At 69.1% G+C, this 16,380-nt stretch carries 13 protein-coding genes; 11 read left to right on the plus strand and 2 right to left on the minus strand.

Annotation, left to right across the window (positions count from 1 at the left end):
- The first annotated feature begins 33 nt into the window (after window positions 1-33).
- The 10 genes from PG2T_RS11125 to PG2T_RS11170 all read left to right on the plus strand — a co-directional run bounded on the left by PG2T_RS11125 (window position 34) and on the right by PG2T_RS11170 (window position 13,158).
- The gene (locus tag PG2T_RS11125; protein ID WP_068805365.1) at window positions 34-2,355 is read left to right on the plus strand and encodes an FtsK/SpoIIIE family DNA translocase; all 2,322 of its coding nucleotides are present in this window, start codon (window positions 34-36) and stop codon (window positions 2,353-2,355) included.
- A gap of 1 nt (window position 2,356) precedes the next feature.
- The gene (lolA, locus tag PG2T_RS11130) at window positions 2,357-2,986 is read left to right on the plus strand and encodes an outer membrane lipoprotein periplasmic chaperone LolA (protein ID WP_068805367.1); all 630 of its coding nucleotides are present in this window, start codon (window positions 2,357-2,359) and stop codon (window positions 2,984-2,986) included.
- A gap of 7 nt (window positions 2,987-2,993) precedes the next feature.
- A complete protein-coding gene (locus PG2T_RS11135) occupies window positions 2,994-4,346 on the plus strand; it encodes a replication-associated recombination protein A (RefSeq protein WP_083214888.1) in 1,353 nt (450 codons plus the stop codon).
- The gene (gene crcB, locus PG2T_RS11140) at window positions 4,343-4,714 is read left to right on the plus strand and encodes a fluoride efflux transporter CrcB (protein ID WP_202816329.1); all 372 of its coding nucleotides are present in this window, start codon (window positions 4,343-4,345) and stop codon (window positions 4,712-4,714) included. Before PG2T_RS11135 ends, crcB begins: the two co-directional genes overlap by 4 nt.
- Window positions 4,715-4,907: 193 nt before the next feature.
- Complete coding sequence (locus tag PG2T_RS11145; protein WP_158513192.1) at window positions 4,908-6,227, plus strand: porin; 1,320 nt, start codon at window positions 4,908-4,910, stop codon at window positions 6,225-6,227.
- A gap of 17 nt (window positions 6,228-6,244) precedes the next feature.
- Entirely contained in the window at window positions 6,245-6,676 is a 432-nt protein-coding gene (locus PG2T_RS11150; protein WP_068805370.1) for a type 2 periplasmic-binding domain-containing protein, read from the plus strand.
- A 31-nt stretch (window positions 6,677-6,707) separates the two neighbouring features.
- The gene (locus PG2T_RS11155) at window positions 6,708-9,011 is read left to right on the plus strand and encodes a putative bifunctional diguanylate cyclase/phosphodiesterase (RefSeq protein ID WP_202816330.1); all 2,304 of its coding nucleotides are present in this window, start codon (window positions 6,708-6,710) and stop codon (window positions 9,009-9,011) included.
- Window positions 9,012-9,174: 163 nt separating this feature from the next.
- Complete coding sequence (locus PG2T_RS11160; RefSeq protein WP_068805374.1) at window positions 9,175-10,686, plus strand: M14 family metallopeptidase; 1,512 nt, start codon at window positions 9,175-9,177, stop codon at window positions 10,684-10,686.
- Window positions 10,686-12,128, plus strand: a complete 1,443-nt coding sequence (locus tag PG2T_RS11165; RefSeq protein WP_068805377.1) for a M14 family zinc carboxypeptidase — start codon at window positions 10,686-10,688, stop codon at window positions 12,126-12,128. Before PG2T_RS11160 ends, PG2T_RS11165 begins: the two co-directional genes overlap by 1 nt.
- Window positions 12,129-12,180: 52 nt before the next feature.
- On the plus strand, window positions 12,181-13,158 hold the full coding sequence (locus tag PG2T_RS11170; RefSeq protein WP_068805380.1) for an aldo/keto reductase: 978 nt from the start codon (window positions 12,181-12,183) through the stop codon (window positions 13,156-13,158).
- 55 nt (window positions 13,159-13,213) lie between these two features.
- Here PG2T_RS11170 and hemL read toward each other — a convergent pair whose 3' ends face one another.
- On the minus strand, window positions 13,214-14,491 hold the full coding sequence (gene hemL / locus PG2T_RS11175) for a glutamate-1-semialdehyde 2,1-aminomutase (protein ID WP_068808270.1): 1,278 nt from the start codon (window positions 14,489-14,491) through the stop codon (window positions 13,214-13,216).
- 110 nt (window positions 14,492-14,601) lie between these two features.
- Window positions 14,602-15,249 (minus strand): thiamine phosphate synthase, encoded by a 648-nt coding sequence (thiE, locus tag PG2T_RS11180; protein WP_068805383.1) that lies wholly within the window; start codon window positions 15,247-15,249, stop codon window positions 14,602-14,604.
- A gap of 141 nt (window positions 15,250-15,390) precedes the next feature.
- On the opposite strand from thiE, the gene cysK reads away from it, so the two are divergent.
- A complete protein-coding gene (cysK, locus tag PG2T_RS11185) occupies window positions 15,391-16,323 on the plus strand; it encodes a cysteine synthase A (protein WP_068805386.1) in 933 nt (310 codons plus the stop codon).
- Window positions 16,324-16,380 lie beyond the last annotated feature (57 nt).

The raw sequence follows: 16,380 nt of genomic DNA on the forward strand, positions 1-16,380 counted from the left end.
TGCCGTCTCGCCCTTCCCGGTCCTTATCGCCTCATGTCGCGTCCGCGCCGCCAGCAACTGCCTCCTGTCCCCAAGCGCTGGCGTCTGCCGGCCGGTCTGCGCGAAACGGTGGTGCTGCTGCTGCTGGCCAGCGCGGCTTTCCTGCTGCTGGCGCTGCTCAGCTTCGACGCGCAGGATCCGAGCTGGGTCAGCACCGGCAACCATGCCGGCATTCGTAACGCCGGCGGGCGCATCGGCGCCAACTGGGCCGGCTGGCTGTACTACTTCTTCGGCTACCCGGCGCTGCTGATTCCGGCGCTGCTGCTGTGGTTTGGCTGGCGCGTGTATCGCAGCGGCGACCAGGGCGTACCGGTACGGGCGCGCGGCGTGGCCTTCCGTTTGCTCGGCCTGCTGCTGGCCATGACCTGCGGCGCCGCACTGGCGCAGATTTACCTGCCGCATGGCGTGCTGCCCAACGGGCCGGGCGGCGGACTGGGCCTGGAACTGGGCCGTCTGGCCGCCGGTAGCCTCAACACGGCCGGCGCTACGCTGTTCCTGGTCGCCGCGGGCCTGTCGGGCATCACCTGGATAACCGGCGTTTCCTGGCTGAAGCTGACCGAGCTGCTGGGCATCGCGGTGGTCAAGGGCGCCACCGTGGCCGGCCGCGGCCTGCGTGTGTACGCCGACGGCGTGGCCGGCAAGCGGGCGCGCGAGGACCGGCGCGAGTCGGTGGACCGCCACAAGGCCAAGGACGTCAACCGCAAGCCGCCGCGCATCGAGCCGGTATTGCGGCCGGTCGAAATCGTCGACCGGGTGGAGGCCGAGCGTCAGGTGGAGCTGTTCGAGCCAGCCCCGAACATCGCCCCCACGCTGCCGCCGCTGAGTCTGCTCGACGATTCCGAGACCAAGGTCGTCGGCCTGTCGGCCGAGGCGCTGCAGGCGCTCTCCAAGCGCCTGGAACTGAAGCTCGAGGAATTCGGCATCGAGGCGCACGTGGTGGAGGTCCATCCCGGCCCGGTGGTGACGCGCTTCGAGCTCGACCTGGCGGCCGGCGTGAAGGTCAGCCAGGTCACCGGCCTGGCCAAGGACCTGGCGCGCTCGCTGTCGGTGATCAGCGTGCGCGTGGTGGAGGTCATCCCCGGCAAGTCCACCATCGGCATCGAAATCCCCAACGAACAGCGCGAGCTGATCCGCTTCGCGCAGACCCTGCGCTCGCGCGCCTACGACGACAGCCACTCGCCGCTGACGCTGGCGCTGGGCAAGGACATCCAGGGCGTCCCGACGGTGGCCGACCTGGGCAAGATGCCGCACCTGCTGGTGTCCGGCACCACCGGCTCGGGCAAGTCGGTGGCGGTCAACGCGATGGTGCTGAGCCTGCTGTTCAAGGCCACGCCCGACGACGTGCGCATGATCATGATCGACCCCAAGATGCTGGAGCTGTCGGTCTACGAGGGCATTCCGCACCTGCTGTGCCCGGTGGTCACCGACATGAACGACGCGCACAACGCGCTGCGCTGGTCGGTGGCCGAGATGGAGCGCCGCTACAAGCGCATGGCGGCGCTGGGCGTGCGCAACATCGCCGGCTACAACCGCAAGGTGCGCGAGGCGGCCGAGGCCGGCACGCCGATCCCGGATCCGGCGCCCGCCAAGCCGGCGGACTTCGAGGACGGCGAGGGCGAAATCGCCTACTGCGAGCCGCTGCCGTACCTGGTGGTGTTCGTCGACGAGTTCGCCGACATGATGATGGTAGTCGGCAAGAAGGTTGAGCAGCTGATCGCCCGCCTGGCGCAAAAGGCGCGCGCCGCCGGCGTGCATCTGATCCTGGCCACGCAGCGGCCGTCGGTGGACGTGATCACCGGCCTGATCAAGGCCAACATCCCGGCGCGCATCGCCTTTCAGGTGTCGTCCAAGATCGACTCGCGCACCATCCTCGACCAGATGGGCGCCGAGGCGCTGCTCGGCCACGGCGACATGCTGTACCTGCCGCCCGGCACCTCCATCCCGACCCGCGTGCACGGCGCCTTCGTGTCGGACGAGGAAGTGCACCGCGTAGTGGCGCACCTGAAATCCACCGGCCGGCCGAACTACCGCGACGAGATCCTGCGCGGCGATTTTGGCGAGGACGGTGGCGAGGGCGGCAGCGCACCGTTCGCCGTCGGCGAGCGCGAGGAAGGCAGCGACGAGCTGTACGACAAGGCCGTGTTTCTGGTCACCAGCAGCCGCCGGGCCTCGGTGTCGGCCGTGCAGCGGCACCTTCGCATCGGCTACAACCGCGCCGCCCGGCTGGTGGAAGAAATGGAACGCGCCGGCATCGTCGGCCCGCTCAAGTCCAACGGCGCCCGCGACGTGCTGGCCGAAACGCCGCCGGGAGGCTGACATGCGAGCCCGCATCCTCGCCGTACTGCTCAGCCTGCTGGCCGGCCCGGCCCTGGCCGACAGCCTCGCCACGCTGGAACGGTTCTATACGAACACCCGCACGCTGGCCGGGCGCTTCACGCAGACCGTCAGCGACGCCAACGGCACGGTGACCGAAACCAGCAGCGGGCAGTTCGCCATCCAGCGGCCGGGCCGCTTTCGCTGGGACTATCAGGCGCCCTACGAGCAGACCATCGTCGCTGACGGGCGCGAGCTGTGGGTGTACGAGCCGGACCTGGACCAGGTCACGGTGCGGCCGATCGACGCCGACAGCGCCGACGCGCCGGGGCTGCTGCTGTCCGGGGCGGCGTTTCCGAGCAAGCTGTTCGACATCGCCAGCGAAAAGGACGGCTGGCTGCGCCTGACACCCAAACAGAGGGACAGCGGCCTTGGCGCCGTGCGCCTGAAACTGGCCGGCGACAGCGTGCAGGCCCTGCAACTCGACGACGGCCTGGGCCAGACCACGCGCATCGAATTGCTCGACCAGCAGCGCAACGGCGCCCTGCCGGCGGCGCGCTTCAGTTTCAAGCCGCCGCCCGGCGTGGACGTGATCCGCGCCCTGCCGCAGCCGCCGACGGGCGGTAAACCGTAGCCGGCCCGTGGCAGGCGGCCCGCCCGACCTGTTCGACGCCGCCGCCGATGCGGTTGCAAGCCGTGGCCGGCCCCTGGCCGATCGCCTGCGCCCGCGCACGCTGGACGAGGTGCTGGGCCAGGATCATCTACTGGCACCCGGCAAGCCGCTGCGCATTGCCATCGAGGCCGACCTGCCGCGATCGATGATCTTCTGGGGCCCGCCCGGCACCGGCAAGACCACGCTGGCACGGGTGCTGGCGGCGCACACGCGGGCCGAGTTCATCACCCTGTCGGCGGTGCTGGCCGGCATCAAGGAAATACGCGAGGCGGTGGAGCGCGCCCGCCAAATCGCCACCACGGGCCGGCGCGCCGTGCTGTTCGTGGACGAGGTACACCGCTGGAACCGCGCCCAGCAGGACGCCCTGCTGCCGCACGTCGAGAACGGCACCGTGACCCTGATCGGCGCCACCACCGAGAACCCGTCCTTCGAGCTGAACAACGCGCTGCTGTCGCGGGCCCGCGTCTACCTGCTGCGCCCGCTCACCGTGGCGGATCTGGAACGCCTGATCGAGCGCGCGCTGACTGACACCGAGCGTGGCCTGGGCGCGCTCAATATCCGCTTTGCCCCGGAACTGCGCCCCACGCTGGCCGCCATGGCCGACGGCGACGCCCGCCGGCTGTTGGGTCTGCTGGAACTGGCCGCCGACATCGCGCCCGAGACCGCCGACGGCCGGCTCATCGACGAGGCCGTGCTCAAGGAACTGGCCGGCGAGAGCTGGCGCCGCTTCGACAAGGGCGGCGAGGCCTTCTACGACCAGATTTCGGCCCTGCACAAGGCGGTGCGCGGCTCGGCGCCGGATGCGGCGCTGTACTGGCTGGCGCGCATGCTGGACGGCGGCTGTGAGCCGCTGTACATCGCCCGCCGTGTGCTGCGCATGGCCAGTGAAGACATTGGCCTGGCCGACCCGCGGGCACTGACCCTGGCGCTCGAAGCCCTGCAGACCTACGAGCGCCTGGGATCCCCCGAGGGCGAACTGGCCATCGCCCAGGCCATCACGTACCTGGCCTGCGCGCCCAAGAGCAATGCGCTGTACACGGCGTTTGATGCCGCCATGGCCGACGCCCGCCAGTTCGGCTCCCTGCCGCCGCCGCTGCGCATCCGCAACGCCCCGACCAAACTCATGAAACAGCTCGGCTACGGCAAGGGCTACCGCTACGCGCATGACGAGGCCGGCGCCTACGCCCCCGGCGAGCGCTACTTTCCGGACGAAATGCCGGACCGGCGCTACTACCAACCCAGCGACCGGGGCCTCGAACGGCGTCTGGCCGAGCACCTGGCGCAACTGCGCGCCCGCGACCGCGAGGCCGGCGAACAGTGAACGGCGCCGTGCTGGCGGCAGTCGCGCTCGGCGGCGCACTCGGCTCCGTGGCGCGCTATCTGGCGGTCAACGGCCTGGCCACCTGGCTGGGCCGGGCCTTTCCCTACGGCACGCTGGCGGTGAACGTCGTCGGTTCGTTCCTGATGGGTCTGGCGCTGGCGCTGCTGGTGCAGCGCGGCCTGCTGGGCGAACCCTGGCGCGCCGGCCTGATGGTGGGCGTGCTGGGCGGCTTCACCACCTTTTCCGCCTTTGCCGGCGAGACGCTGCTGCTGGCCCAGCAGCGCCCGGCCGTCGCACTGCTCAACATCGGCCTGCACCTGACGCTGTGCCTGCTGGCGGTATGGGCAGGCGCCAGGGTCGCGGGCTGACCGGCGGTTACGAAAAAGCATCCATACCCATGCGCGTCGTGTTGACATTGACTCTCAAGTCGAGTGCCATGCGCTGACAATCCGGCTCCGGACGACGGCGCTGCGCGCCGATCAGGCCCACGCACGGCCAACGGACCGCACGTACCCGCATCGGCTTTCGGGTGACAAAACAATGAAGCTCGGTGGAGAACGCATGGCGCATGCAAGGGCCCGCAGCGGCCACACCTGGGGCATGGGAAGCCGTCATCCGGCAGTCCGTGCGCTGCTCGCGGTGACCCTGCTGGCCGCCTGCGCCGATACGGTTGGCTCCCCTGCCATCTCATGGCACGGCTTCGGAACCCTGGGCGCGGTCCGCTCCGACCAGGACCACTCCGACGTGATCTCCAACGTATTTCTGCAGCCCAACGGCGCCGGTCACACCCGCCGCTGGGACATGGGCGTGGACAGCAAGATCGGTGGACAACTGGATGCCCGCTTCAGCCCCGAGCTTTCCGCAGTCCTGCAAGTGGTCTCCAAACACCGCTACGACAATTCCTGGACGCCCGAGATCGAGTGGGCGAACGTGAAATATCAATTCACTCCCGCGTTCAGCGCCCGCCTGGGCCGCACCGTGGCGCCGATGTTCATGCGTTCCGACACGACGAACGTGGGTTACGCCAACCCATGGCTGCGCGGTCCCCAGGAAATCTACGGCATGGTCCCCATCACCCATCTGGATGGGGTGGACCTGGCCTGGAATGTCCCGGTCGGTCCGGTCATGAATTCCTTTCAGGCCAATTTCGGATACAACCAATTCAAGGCCGTCGACGGCCTTGAAATAACCGGGAAACGCGCCTGGATCGTCAGCGACACGGTCGAGTACGAAAACCTGACGCTGCGTGTCAGTTATCTGGCCGTCGATCTCACGTTCGACTCCACCGTTTTGGACAGCCTCCTCAACGGCCTGTCGGGCGCCGGCGATAACCTCGTCACGGCCGGCTTTCCCCTGGAAGGTGGCCGCGCGCGCTCGCTGGCCGGGCGTTACGACCTCGACGACACACCCCTTGAAATCTTCAGCGTCGGCGCCCGCTTCAATCCCGGAGACTGGCTGTTGATGGGTGAATGGGCGCGTCTGACCGATGCCGGCGTGCTGCCCAAGACGCAAGGCTGGTACGTGACGGGCGGCTACCACTTTGGCAAGACCAGGCCCTACGTCACAGTCGCCGAAGTCAACGCCAGGACACCCTCGGAATCCGGAATACCGCTCGCCGGCTTGCCGCCGGGGCCGCTGTTGGATGGAGCGGGCGCGCTGAACGCCGCCCTGGGCTCGGCGCTCGGCGCCGCGGCGCCATCCCAGAAGAGCCTTACCCTGGGGCTTCGGTGGGATCTGCTGGACGCCGCCGCCCTGAAGTTCGAATACCAGCACATTCGCCTCGACGACCGGTCCGCCGGGCGCTTCGGCAACCTGCAGCCGGGGTTCCGGCCGGGGGGGAACGCGGATGTGTTCTCCATCGCCCTGGATTTCGTGTTCTGAGCGCGCCGGGGCTGCAAATGCCGTTTTTTAAAGCCTCCGGGTTCCCCACGTTCGCCATGCTGCTCGCCCTTGCCGGCAATATCGCGGCAGCCGAGGTCGTCACTGTCGTTTCACCACAGAACCCCACCACCACGCTCAGCAGGCGCGAGGTGTCGAACATCTTTCTTGGCAAGATCAATCGCTTCCCAAACGGCCAGCCTGCGGTACCGATCGACCAGCCCGAAGATTCGCAGCAGCGAAAAGACTTTTACCGCGACGTCAGCAACAAACAACCGGCAGACATCAAGGCGTACTGGTCACGGATGATCTTTACCGGACGGGGCCAGCCGCCCATGGTGGTCGAGGGCGACGAGCAGGTGAAGAAAAGCCTGGCCGGCCGGCCCGACGGTATCGGCTACATCGACCGCGCCGCGGTGGACGACACCGTCAAGGTACTGGCCGTCCAGTAGGCCGCAGCGCCATCACGTGGAACCTGACCGCATGCGATTGAAGGAAGCGTCGAGGCGCCTGCTGCCGGCCTTGCGCCACGGGCTGAGCCGTGGCACGGAACCGGTGCTGCTGTTCCCCGGCCTGGCGATCCTGTTGCTGGGCATGTTGTGGATTGCAACGGCCAGCCTGGCACGCCAGGAATACGCCAATGCGCGCGCCACCGCCGTGCTCACCACCCGCGAGCTGGCCGAAACCTACGAAGCCCAGATCGTGCGTGCCCTGCGTGAAATCGACCGCACCCTGAAATGGGTCGCCTATACCCACGCATCGGACAACCACGAGTCCATCCTGGCCGAGCTCGGCAAGAAAGGCTTGTTGCTACCGGACTTTCTGTTCACGGTCAGCATCGCCGATGCCGACGGCAACGTCCGCGCCAGCACCCGGGTCGGCGGGCGCGCGAACATCGCCGGTACGGATTATTTCGAGGCACAGCGCACGCAGTCCGTGTTTGCGGTCGGCGCCCCGCAACCGAAGCCGCACTCGCGCGACTGGACCCTGTACTTCAGCCGGCGCCTGGACAAGCCCGACGGCAGCTTTGCCGGGGCAGTCGTCATTGCCGTGGACGCGGCCTACTTCGTCAGCGGATACGAGCAGGCAAAGCTGGGCCAGCGCGGCTTTCTTGGCCTGCTGGGTACGGATGGCGTCTTTCGGGTCGGTCGCAGTGGCCAAACCGTGGCCATCGGCGAGGTGGTCGACTACAAAAAAGTCGTTCCGGAAACCGAAGCCGACATCGACCTGACCCAGGTATCGCTGTCGGACAACAGCTGGGACGGGGTGCGGCGTTACACGGCAACGCGCGCCCTCTACGAGTTCCCGCTGGCCGTGGTCGTCGGCCTGTCGGAGGAAGAACGGTTACTGCCAGCCGCCGCCCAGGTGCGTGGCTATCTGCTGCGCAGCGCTGCCGCCAGCCTGGCGCTGCTCGCCCTCATGGCCGTACTCGGCCGCCTGAGCTGGCAGCTTCAGCAAAGCCGGCAACGCGCCGCGCAGGAGCATATCGAACACGCCAAGCGCATCGAGTACATCGCCCACCACGACAGCCTGACCGACCTGCCCAACCGCGGCTTTTTCAGCCACATGCTGAACCAGGTGCTGGCGCTGGCCAAACGCTACAACCGCGAACTGGCGGTGCTGTTCCTGGACCTTGACCGCTTCAAGCTGATCAACGACACCCTGGGCCATGACGCCGGGGACGCGCTGTTGCAGGAGGTAGCCCGCCGCTTGACGGCCGCCGTACGTGAAAGCGACGTGGTGGCCCGGCTGGGCGGCGACGAGTTCATCGTCCTGCTGCCGGAGCAATGCGACGAAGCCAGCCTGGTGACCGTCGCGCAGCGGGTACTCGATTCGGTGGGCAAGCCGTATGACCTGCTCGGACATGAGTTTCGGATCACGGTCAGCATCGGCATCAGCCGCTATCCGCATGACGCCCAGGATGAACAGTCCCTGCTCAAGACGGCCGACATCGCGATGTACCGCGCCAAGGAAAAGGGCCGCAACAATTTTCACTTCTACTCCGGGGCCGAAAACACGACGACCCTTGAGCATCTGAGCCTGGAATCGGCGCTGCAACTGGCCCTGGAGCGGCAGGAGTTCAGCATCCACTATCAGAACCAGCTGGACCTGAACACCGGGCAGGTCACCGGCATGGAGGCACTGCTGCGCTGGAAGCATCCGCAGCTCGGGCTCGTCCTGCCGATGCAGTTCCTGCCGCTGGCCGAGGAAAGCGGGCTCATCGTGCCGATCGGCAAGTGGGTGATCGAGACCGCCTGCCGGGATTGCATAGCCATGCAGCAGGCAAGCGGGCGGCGACTGACCGTGTCGGTCAACCTCTCGGCCCGGCAGTTTGCCGACGACAACCTCGCCCGCGACCTTGAAGCCATCCTGCAAAGGACCGGCATCGAGCCGGGCCTGCTGGAGCTGGGCGTCACCGAAAGCGTGCTGCTGACTGACGTCTACCGGGCGGTGGCGATACTCGGCGACCTCAGGGCGCTGGGCGTGCGGGTGGCCATCGACAATTTCGGGGCCAGCTACTCGTCCCTGTCGACGCTGCGCCGGTTCCGCTTCGACACCGTCAACATCGACGGCAGCGTCATTCGTGATTACGCGCACAGCCCGGAGGACCGGAAATTGACCGAGGCGACCATCGCCATGGGCAAGGACCTGGCCTTCACCGTGGTGGCCGAGGGTGTGGAAACGGAGGATCAGGCGCAGTTCCTGCGCGCCGCGGCCTGCGACAAGGCCCAGGGTTTCTATTTCGGGCGCCCGGCACCGCACGATTCGGCGCAGTCGACGCCGTAGACGGCGCGCCGGTCCGGGGCGGCGTCGGAAAACTGTGGGAGCCCGGCTGTGCCGGGCGGTCATCGCGCAGCGAGGCTGCGTTTGTATCCGGGTTTTTCCATGGCGGGCGCCAGCTTGGCGGACGGGGCACCTGGCCGCCCCACCGCGCGGGGTCATCAACTGCATGCACAGGATTCTGGATGCCTCCAAGGCGCTGCTGCTGACGGCTTTGATCGGCACCGCAGCCTGCGCCGAAACACCGCCGACGCCGCTGGAAGCGGCCGGCTACAGCCGCCACAGCACGTCCGAAGAAGTCTCGGCCTACCTCGCTACGCTGGTCGCGCGCGCTCCCGCCCTGGCGCGCACGGAGGTGCTCGGGCGCAGCGTGCAGGGCCGGCCGATCGAAGCGCTGGTGCTCACGGCGCCGACGGCGGAGGCGGGCGCGCCGCGACTGAAGGTGCTGCTGGTCGGTTCCCAGCACGGCGGCGCCGAGCCGGCCGGTGGCGAGGCGCTGCTGGCCATTGCGCGCGACCTGACCGAGGGCGACCTGCGTCCGCTGCTGGACGACCTGGACGTCGTGCTGATCCCGAACGCCAACCCCGACGGGCGCGATCTGCGGCGCCGCGCGAACGCCAACCGGGTCAACATCAACACCGATTTCGTGCTGTTGTCCCAACCGGAGAGCCGCGCCCTGGCGCAGGCTCTGACCCGCTACGCGCCGCACGCCGTGCTCGACACCCACGAGTCGGCAGTGCTCAAGCGCACCACGCTGGCGCGCGAGGGCTGCCTCACCGATTTCGACGCCCAGTTCGAGATCGCCAACAACCCGGCGCAACCGGCCGGCCTGCGGGCCTTCGCGCAAGACCAGGTTCTGCCGGCGCTGCTCGCGCGGGTGTCGGCCGCCGGCCTGCCGGCGAATCACTACATCGGCGAGATCGTCAGCACCCGCCAGCCGATCAGCAACGGCGGCCTTACGCTGCGCAATTTTCGAAACACTGCCGGCCTGGGCGGCGCGCTGTCGGTGCTGGTGGAAACCCGGCTCGACCCGCGCCACGACCGGTTTGCGAGCTATCGCAACATCGCCGTGCGCGTGCAGCGGCAACTGCTGTGCATCCGCAGTTTCCTGGCCGAGGTGCACGCGCGACGGGCGGCCATCCTGGCGCACACCGCTGCCGCTCGGACTGCGCTGAAGCCGCCCGTGCTGACGCTGTTTGCCGGCTACGCGGCGGACCCGGATCACCCGACCGTCACCCTGCCGCTGCGCCGGCTGGACACGCGCACGCTGGAGCCGATCCGCTTTGCCGATCATCGCCGGGTGGTGACGGCCGACACTGTTCCCTATCCGGCGGCGCTGGTGGTGACCGACCACACCGACCGCCTGCGCGAGCTACTCGATCACCACGGCATCCAGTACACGACGCTGATGCAGCCGACGCGCCTGGCGGTAGTCGCCACGCGCTTTGCGGCGCGCCCGGGGCGGACCGATCGGGTGCCCGCCCAGCCGAGTGGGCGCACGTCGCTGACCGTCAAAGCCGGCGGCCTGGTCATCGATCTGGCACAGCCCGGCGGCCGCAAGGCGCTGCTGCTGCTGGACCCGCGCTCGACCAGCAGCGTGTTCCGCTACCCGGACTACGCCGCGCTGGTGACGCCGGCCGCCGATTTTTTCGTCTATCACGCGCCTGACGGGGCGCCGTGATGCCGCTGCCGACGCCGCTGGAAGCGCAGGCCTTCGGGCGCTATTCGGACAGCGCCCAAATCGCCGCTTATCTGCGTGCGCTGGCCGTTGCCAGCGGCGGGACCGCGGTGTTCGGCTGCGCCGGACACTCCGCGCTGGGGCGCGAAATTCCGGTCCTGACCTGCGGCGTGGCCGACCCGGCACGCGTCGAGGACGGCAAGCTGCGCCTGCTGCTGGTCGGCTCCGTGCACGGCGCCTCCGAGGCCGCCGGCTGCGAGGCACTGCTGTGCCTGGCGCGGTCGGTACTGCTGGGCGAGCTGCGCGAGCTGCTGGACGTATTCGAGCTGGTGCTGATCCCGAACGCCAACCCCGACGGGCGGGACGCGGACTCGTTTCGCAACGGCAACCGGGTCAACATCAACCGCGATTTCGTTCTGCTCGAACAGCCCGAAAGCCGGGCGCTGGATGCCGCCGTGCGCCGCTACGCGCCGGCGGTGGTGCTGGATGCCCATGAATCGGCGGTCCTGAAGCGCAGGACGCTCGGCCAGGAAGGCTACCTGACGGCCTTCGAGGCGCAGTTCGATGTCGCCAGCACGCCCGCCATCCCGGCCGCGCTGCGCGATTTCGCGACCGATACGCTGCTGCCGCAACTGATCGCCGGCGTGCAGGCGCGCGGCCTGCATGCGCAGCGCTACATTGCCGAGATCCGCTCGGTCAGCCAGCCGATCACGCACGGCGGCCTGACGCTGCGCATGTTCCGCAACAAGGCCGGCCTGCGCGGGCCGCTGACGGTGCTCCTCGAAACACCGATGGAACCGAAGGCCGGGCAGTACGCGACCTACCGCGACATCGGCCCGCGCGTGCACAAGCAACTGCTGTGCATGCGGGTGTTTCTGGACTGCGTCCGCGCCAGCGCGCCGGCCATCCGGGCGGCGCAGGCGCGCGCAGCGCTGGAACTGGACCAGCCAACCTGCGCCCTGAACGGCAGCTACCTGCGCGAGCCACCGGATGCCGCCATCACGTTGCCGCTGCGCGAACGCGCCAGCGGCACGCGGGTCCAGTCCACGTTTGCCGACCACCGCACGGTGATCGCGCAAGACACGCTGCGCATTCCACCGCATTACTTCGTCACCGAACACACCGAGGTGTTCGCCGAGCTGCTGGCGCGCCACGGGGCGGCCTTCGAAAGGCTCGCTCAGGCCATCGAGGCACCGGTGATGAGCGAGGTGTTCGCCGGTGGCGGCAATCCCGAGGCGGCCTGCCAGCGGATCGACGAACTCACGCACCGCCGCCTCATCCCGGCCGGTGCCCTGCGCGTGCCACTATCGGGCAGCAACCGGCGCCTGGTGCCCTTGCTGCTGGAGCCGCGCTCGACCAGCAGCGTGTTTCGCTATCCGGCGTTTGCCGGCCTGCTGCAGCATGGGCGGCCGTTCTTCATCCCGCGCGGCGTGGACGAGAACTGATCGGCAAGCCGCAGAATCGAATTTCCGGCATTTTCGAGAGGAGACAAGCAGCATGGAATACCGACAACTGGGCAACACCGGCCTGAAGGTCTCGGCCGTCGGCCTGGGCGGCAACGTGTTCGGCCCGCCGCGCCAGGACCTGCCGTCCAGCATCGCCACCGTGCACCACGCCCTGGCGCTGGGCGTGAATCTGATCGACACGGCCCACATGTACAACGACGGCCGCAGCGAGGAGTTCCTGGGCAAGGCGCTGGCCGGACGGCGCGGCGAGGTGGTGCTGGCCAGCAAGTGCCACCTATGGAACATGGCCGCGGGCGAGTCGGTCGCCGCGCGCGTGCGCAGCCACTGCGAGACCAGCCTGCGGCGCCTCGACACCGACTACCTGGACCTGCTGCAGCTGCACTTTCCCTTCCCGCAGGTAGCGGCCGAGGAAATCCTGCACGCCTTCGCGCCGCTGGTGCGCGAGGGCAAGGTGCGCCACATAGGCCAGTGCAACTATGCCGCCTGGCGCCATGCCGAGTCGCTCGGCGAGGCGGCGCGGCTGGGCCTGCCGGCCTTTGCCACCGCCCAGCACCAGTGCAGCCTGCTGGTGCGCGGCGCGCAGCTGGAACTGCTGCCGTTTTGCGAGGAAAAAGGCATCGGCTTTCTGCCGTACTTCCCGCTGGCCGCCGGCCTGCTCAGCGGTAAATACCGCCCCGGCGAGGCCGCGCCGGCCGGCACCCGCGGCGCCGCCGGCAGCCCCACCGTCACCCGTTTGCGCACGCCGGAAAACGAACGCCTGCTGGGCGCCCTGACCGAATTCGCCGCCGCCCGCGGTCACAGCCTGCTGGAACTGGCCTTCGCCTGGCTGTTGTCGCAGCCGGCCGTCAGCAGTGTCATTGCCGGCACCATGAGCCCGGCACAGATCGAGGCCAACGTCAGGGCTGGCCAGTGGCGGCTTGATGCCGACGACCGCGCGGCGCTGGCCGAGCTGCTCGGCCCGGTCTTGCCGCTGTGGATGTCCGAACCGGACCTGGCGTCGTTTCGCTGAGGCCGGCGGCCGGCGCGCGCGTCGGCCGCACGATCGAACGACGGCGCCGCGCCGCTCACGCCGCGGCAAAGGCCCGGCGCGCCCGCGCGATGGTGGCCTCGATGGTCGCGGCGTCGTGCGCGGCGGTGACGAAGCCGGCCTCGAATGCCGACGGGGCGAAGTTCAGTCCCTCGCCCAGCAAGGCCCGGAACAGGCGCCCGAAGCGGGCCACGTCGGCCTGCTGCGCCTCGGCCAGATCCCGCGGTGCAGTGTCGCGCAGGAAAAAACCGAACATGCCGCCAACGTGGACGGTCGAAAACGGCACGCCTGCGGCGTCTGCAGCCGCCTGCAGCCCGGCAGTCAGGGCCGCTGCGGTCGCTTCCAGCCGCTCGTAAAAGCCGGGCTGCTGCACCAGCGCCAGCGTGGCCAGACCCGCCGCCGTCGCCAGCGGATTTCCGGACAGGGTGCCGGCCTGATAGACCGGCCCGGCGGGCGCCATCTGCGCCATCAGGTCGGCGCGTCCGCCGTAGGCGCCGACCGGCAGTCCGCCGCCGATCACCTTGCCCAGCGTGACCAGGTCTGCGGTCACGCCAAAGCGCGCCTGGGCGCCGCCCAGCGCAACCCGAAAGCCGGTCATCACCTCGTCGAAGATCAGCAGCGCGCCGTGCGCATCGCACGCCCGGCGCAGGCCCTGCAGAAACCCCGGCTGCGGCAGCACGCAGCCCATGTTGCCGGCCACCGGCTCGACGATGACCGCCGCGATGTCCGCGCCGCGCTGCGCGAACAGGGCTTCGACCGCGGCCAGGTCGTTGTACGGCGCGCTCAGCGTCAGCGCCGCCAGTTCCGGCGGCACGCCGGGTGAGCTGGGCACGCCGAAGGTCAGCGCGCCCGAGCCGGCATTCACCAGCAGGCTGTCGGCGTGGCCGTGATAGCAGCCGGCGAACTTGACCAGCAGTTTGCGGCCGGTGGCGGCGCGCGCCAGGCGGATGGCGCTCATGGTCGCCTCCGTGCCGGAATTGACCAGCCGCACCTGCGCCATGCCTGGCACGAGCCGGCACAGCGTCTCGGCCAGTTCCACCTCGGCGCCGGTCGGCGCGCCGTAGGACAGGCCGCGCGCGGCGGCGGCCTGCACCGCCTGCACCACGGTTGGCGCGGCGTGACCCAGGATCACCGCGCCCCAGGAGCACACGTAGTCGATGTAGTCGGTGCCGTCCACGTCGCGCAGGCGCGCGCCGTGCGCCTCGGCAATGAACGGCGGCTGCCCGCCGACGGCGCCGAACGCCCGTACCGGCGAATTCACGCCACCGGGAATCACCGCCAGCGCGCGCTCGAAAAGCTTCCGTGAGTGCTGCATGTCTCTGTCCATCATCGATTTTTCCATAATGAATCCATCCCCGGTTTCCACCGGGGCAGGCCTGGATTTCTCAGCGTCGCGTCCCTGCGCTGCGGGAAACGCTGAATACGTCAGCGTTTCCACAAGGCCGCCAGGGCACGGGCGGCCGCCTCACTGTCCACGCCCGGCCCGAACAGGGCGTTGCCCACGGCCAGGGCGTCGGCGCCAGCCGCCACCAGCGGGGCGGCATTGTCGGCCCGAATGCCGCCGATGCACACGATGGGGCAACTCAGGCTGGCCCGTGCGGCGCGCAGCAGGTCGAGGCTGGCGTAAATCTGGCCGGGTTTGGTGCTGGACGGAAAAAACCGCCCGAACGCGACATGATCGGCGCCGGCGCCGAGTGCGGCCGGCGCAAGCTCCAGGCGGTCGTAACAGGTGGCGCCGATCAGCGCCCTGGGTCCGAGGCGGACGCGGGCCAGGGCCGGCGCCGGATCATCCCGGCCCAGGTGCACGCCGTCCGCGCCGACGCTCAGCGCCAGGTCGACGTCGTCGTTGACGATGAAAGTCGCGCCGTGGCGGGCGCACAGCGCACGAAGCGCCTGCGCCTCGGTCAGCCGGCGGGCCGAATCGACGGACTTGTCGCGGTACTGCACCACGGCCGCGCCGCCGCGCAGCGCCGCCTCGACCCGCGCGATCAGTTCGGCGCCGGCCAGCAGCGAGGTGTCGGCCAGGGCGTACACGCCGCGGATGGTTGGGTGTCGGGAAGACTCGGTTTCCATGCGTACAGTGTCACGGTGGCGGCGCGTTTTGCGCAAAACGGCATAAGCGCGGCATAAACTGGCATTTGCTCCGGCTTTCCTGCCGTTCCTAGAATCGAATCCCCCGTTTCTTTCGCACCCGGCCCAGCCGGCGGAGATCCCATGGCGCACATTTTCGACGACATCACGCAGACCATCGGCAACACGCCGCTGGTGCGCATCCGCCGCATGATCCAAAGCGAGGCCACGGTGCTGGCCAAGCTGGAGTTCTTCAACCCGCTGTCGTCGGTCAAGGACCGCATCGGCCTGGCCATGATCGAGGCGGCCGAGAAAAGCGGCCAACTCGTGCCCGGCGGCGAGATCATCGAGCCGACCTCCGGCAACACCGGCATCGCGCTGGCCTTCGTGTGCGCCGCGCGCGGTTACCGCCTGACGCTGACCATGCCGGCCTCGATGAGCATCGAGCGGCGCAAGGTGCTGCGCGCGCTGGGGGCGGAAATCGTGCTCACGCCGGCCGAGAAGGGCATGACCGGTGCCATCGAGCGCGCCCGCGAGCTGCTCGCCGAGCGGCCCGGCAGCATCATGCCCCAGCAGTTCGAGAACCCAGCCAATCCGGACGTGCACCGGCGCACCACGGCCGAGGAAATCTGGCGCGATACCGACGGCCAGGTCGATTACCTGATCTCGGGCGTGGGCACCGGCGGCACCATCACCGGCGTGTCGGAAGTGATCAAGTCCCGCCGGCCGTCGTTCAGGGCGATCGCGGTCGAGCCGACGGCCTCGCCGGTGCTGTCCGGCGGCAAGCCGGGCCCGCACAAGATCCAGGGCATCGGCGCCGGCTTCGTGCCGGCGATCCTGAACACCGGCATCATCGACGAGGTGATCCAGGTCAGCAACGAGGACGCCATGGCCTACGCCCGCCGCGCGGCCCAGGAAGAAGGCCTGTTCGTGGGCATCAGCTCCGGCGCCGCGCTGTGGGCGGCCGAGCAGATCGCCAAACGCCCGGAAGCGGCCGGCAAGACCATCGTGGCGATCATCCCCTCGGCCGGCGAGCGCTATCTGTCGACCGCGCTGTTCGCCGACATCGAGGTCTGATACCCCCGGCCGACCGTAGGGGCACGGCATGCCGTGCCCCCGCGGGCTGCGGGATCG

Origin of the sequence: Immundisolibacter cernigliae (assembly GCF_001697225.1) — a bacterium.
Lineage (GTDB): Bacteria > Pseudomonadota > Gammaproteobacteria > Immundisolibacterales > Immundisolibacteraceae > Immundisolibacter > Immundisolibacter cernigliae.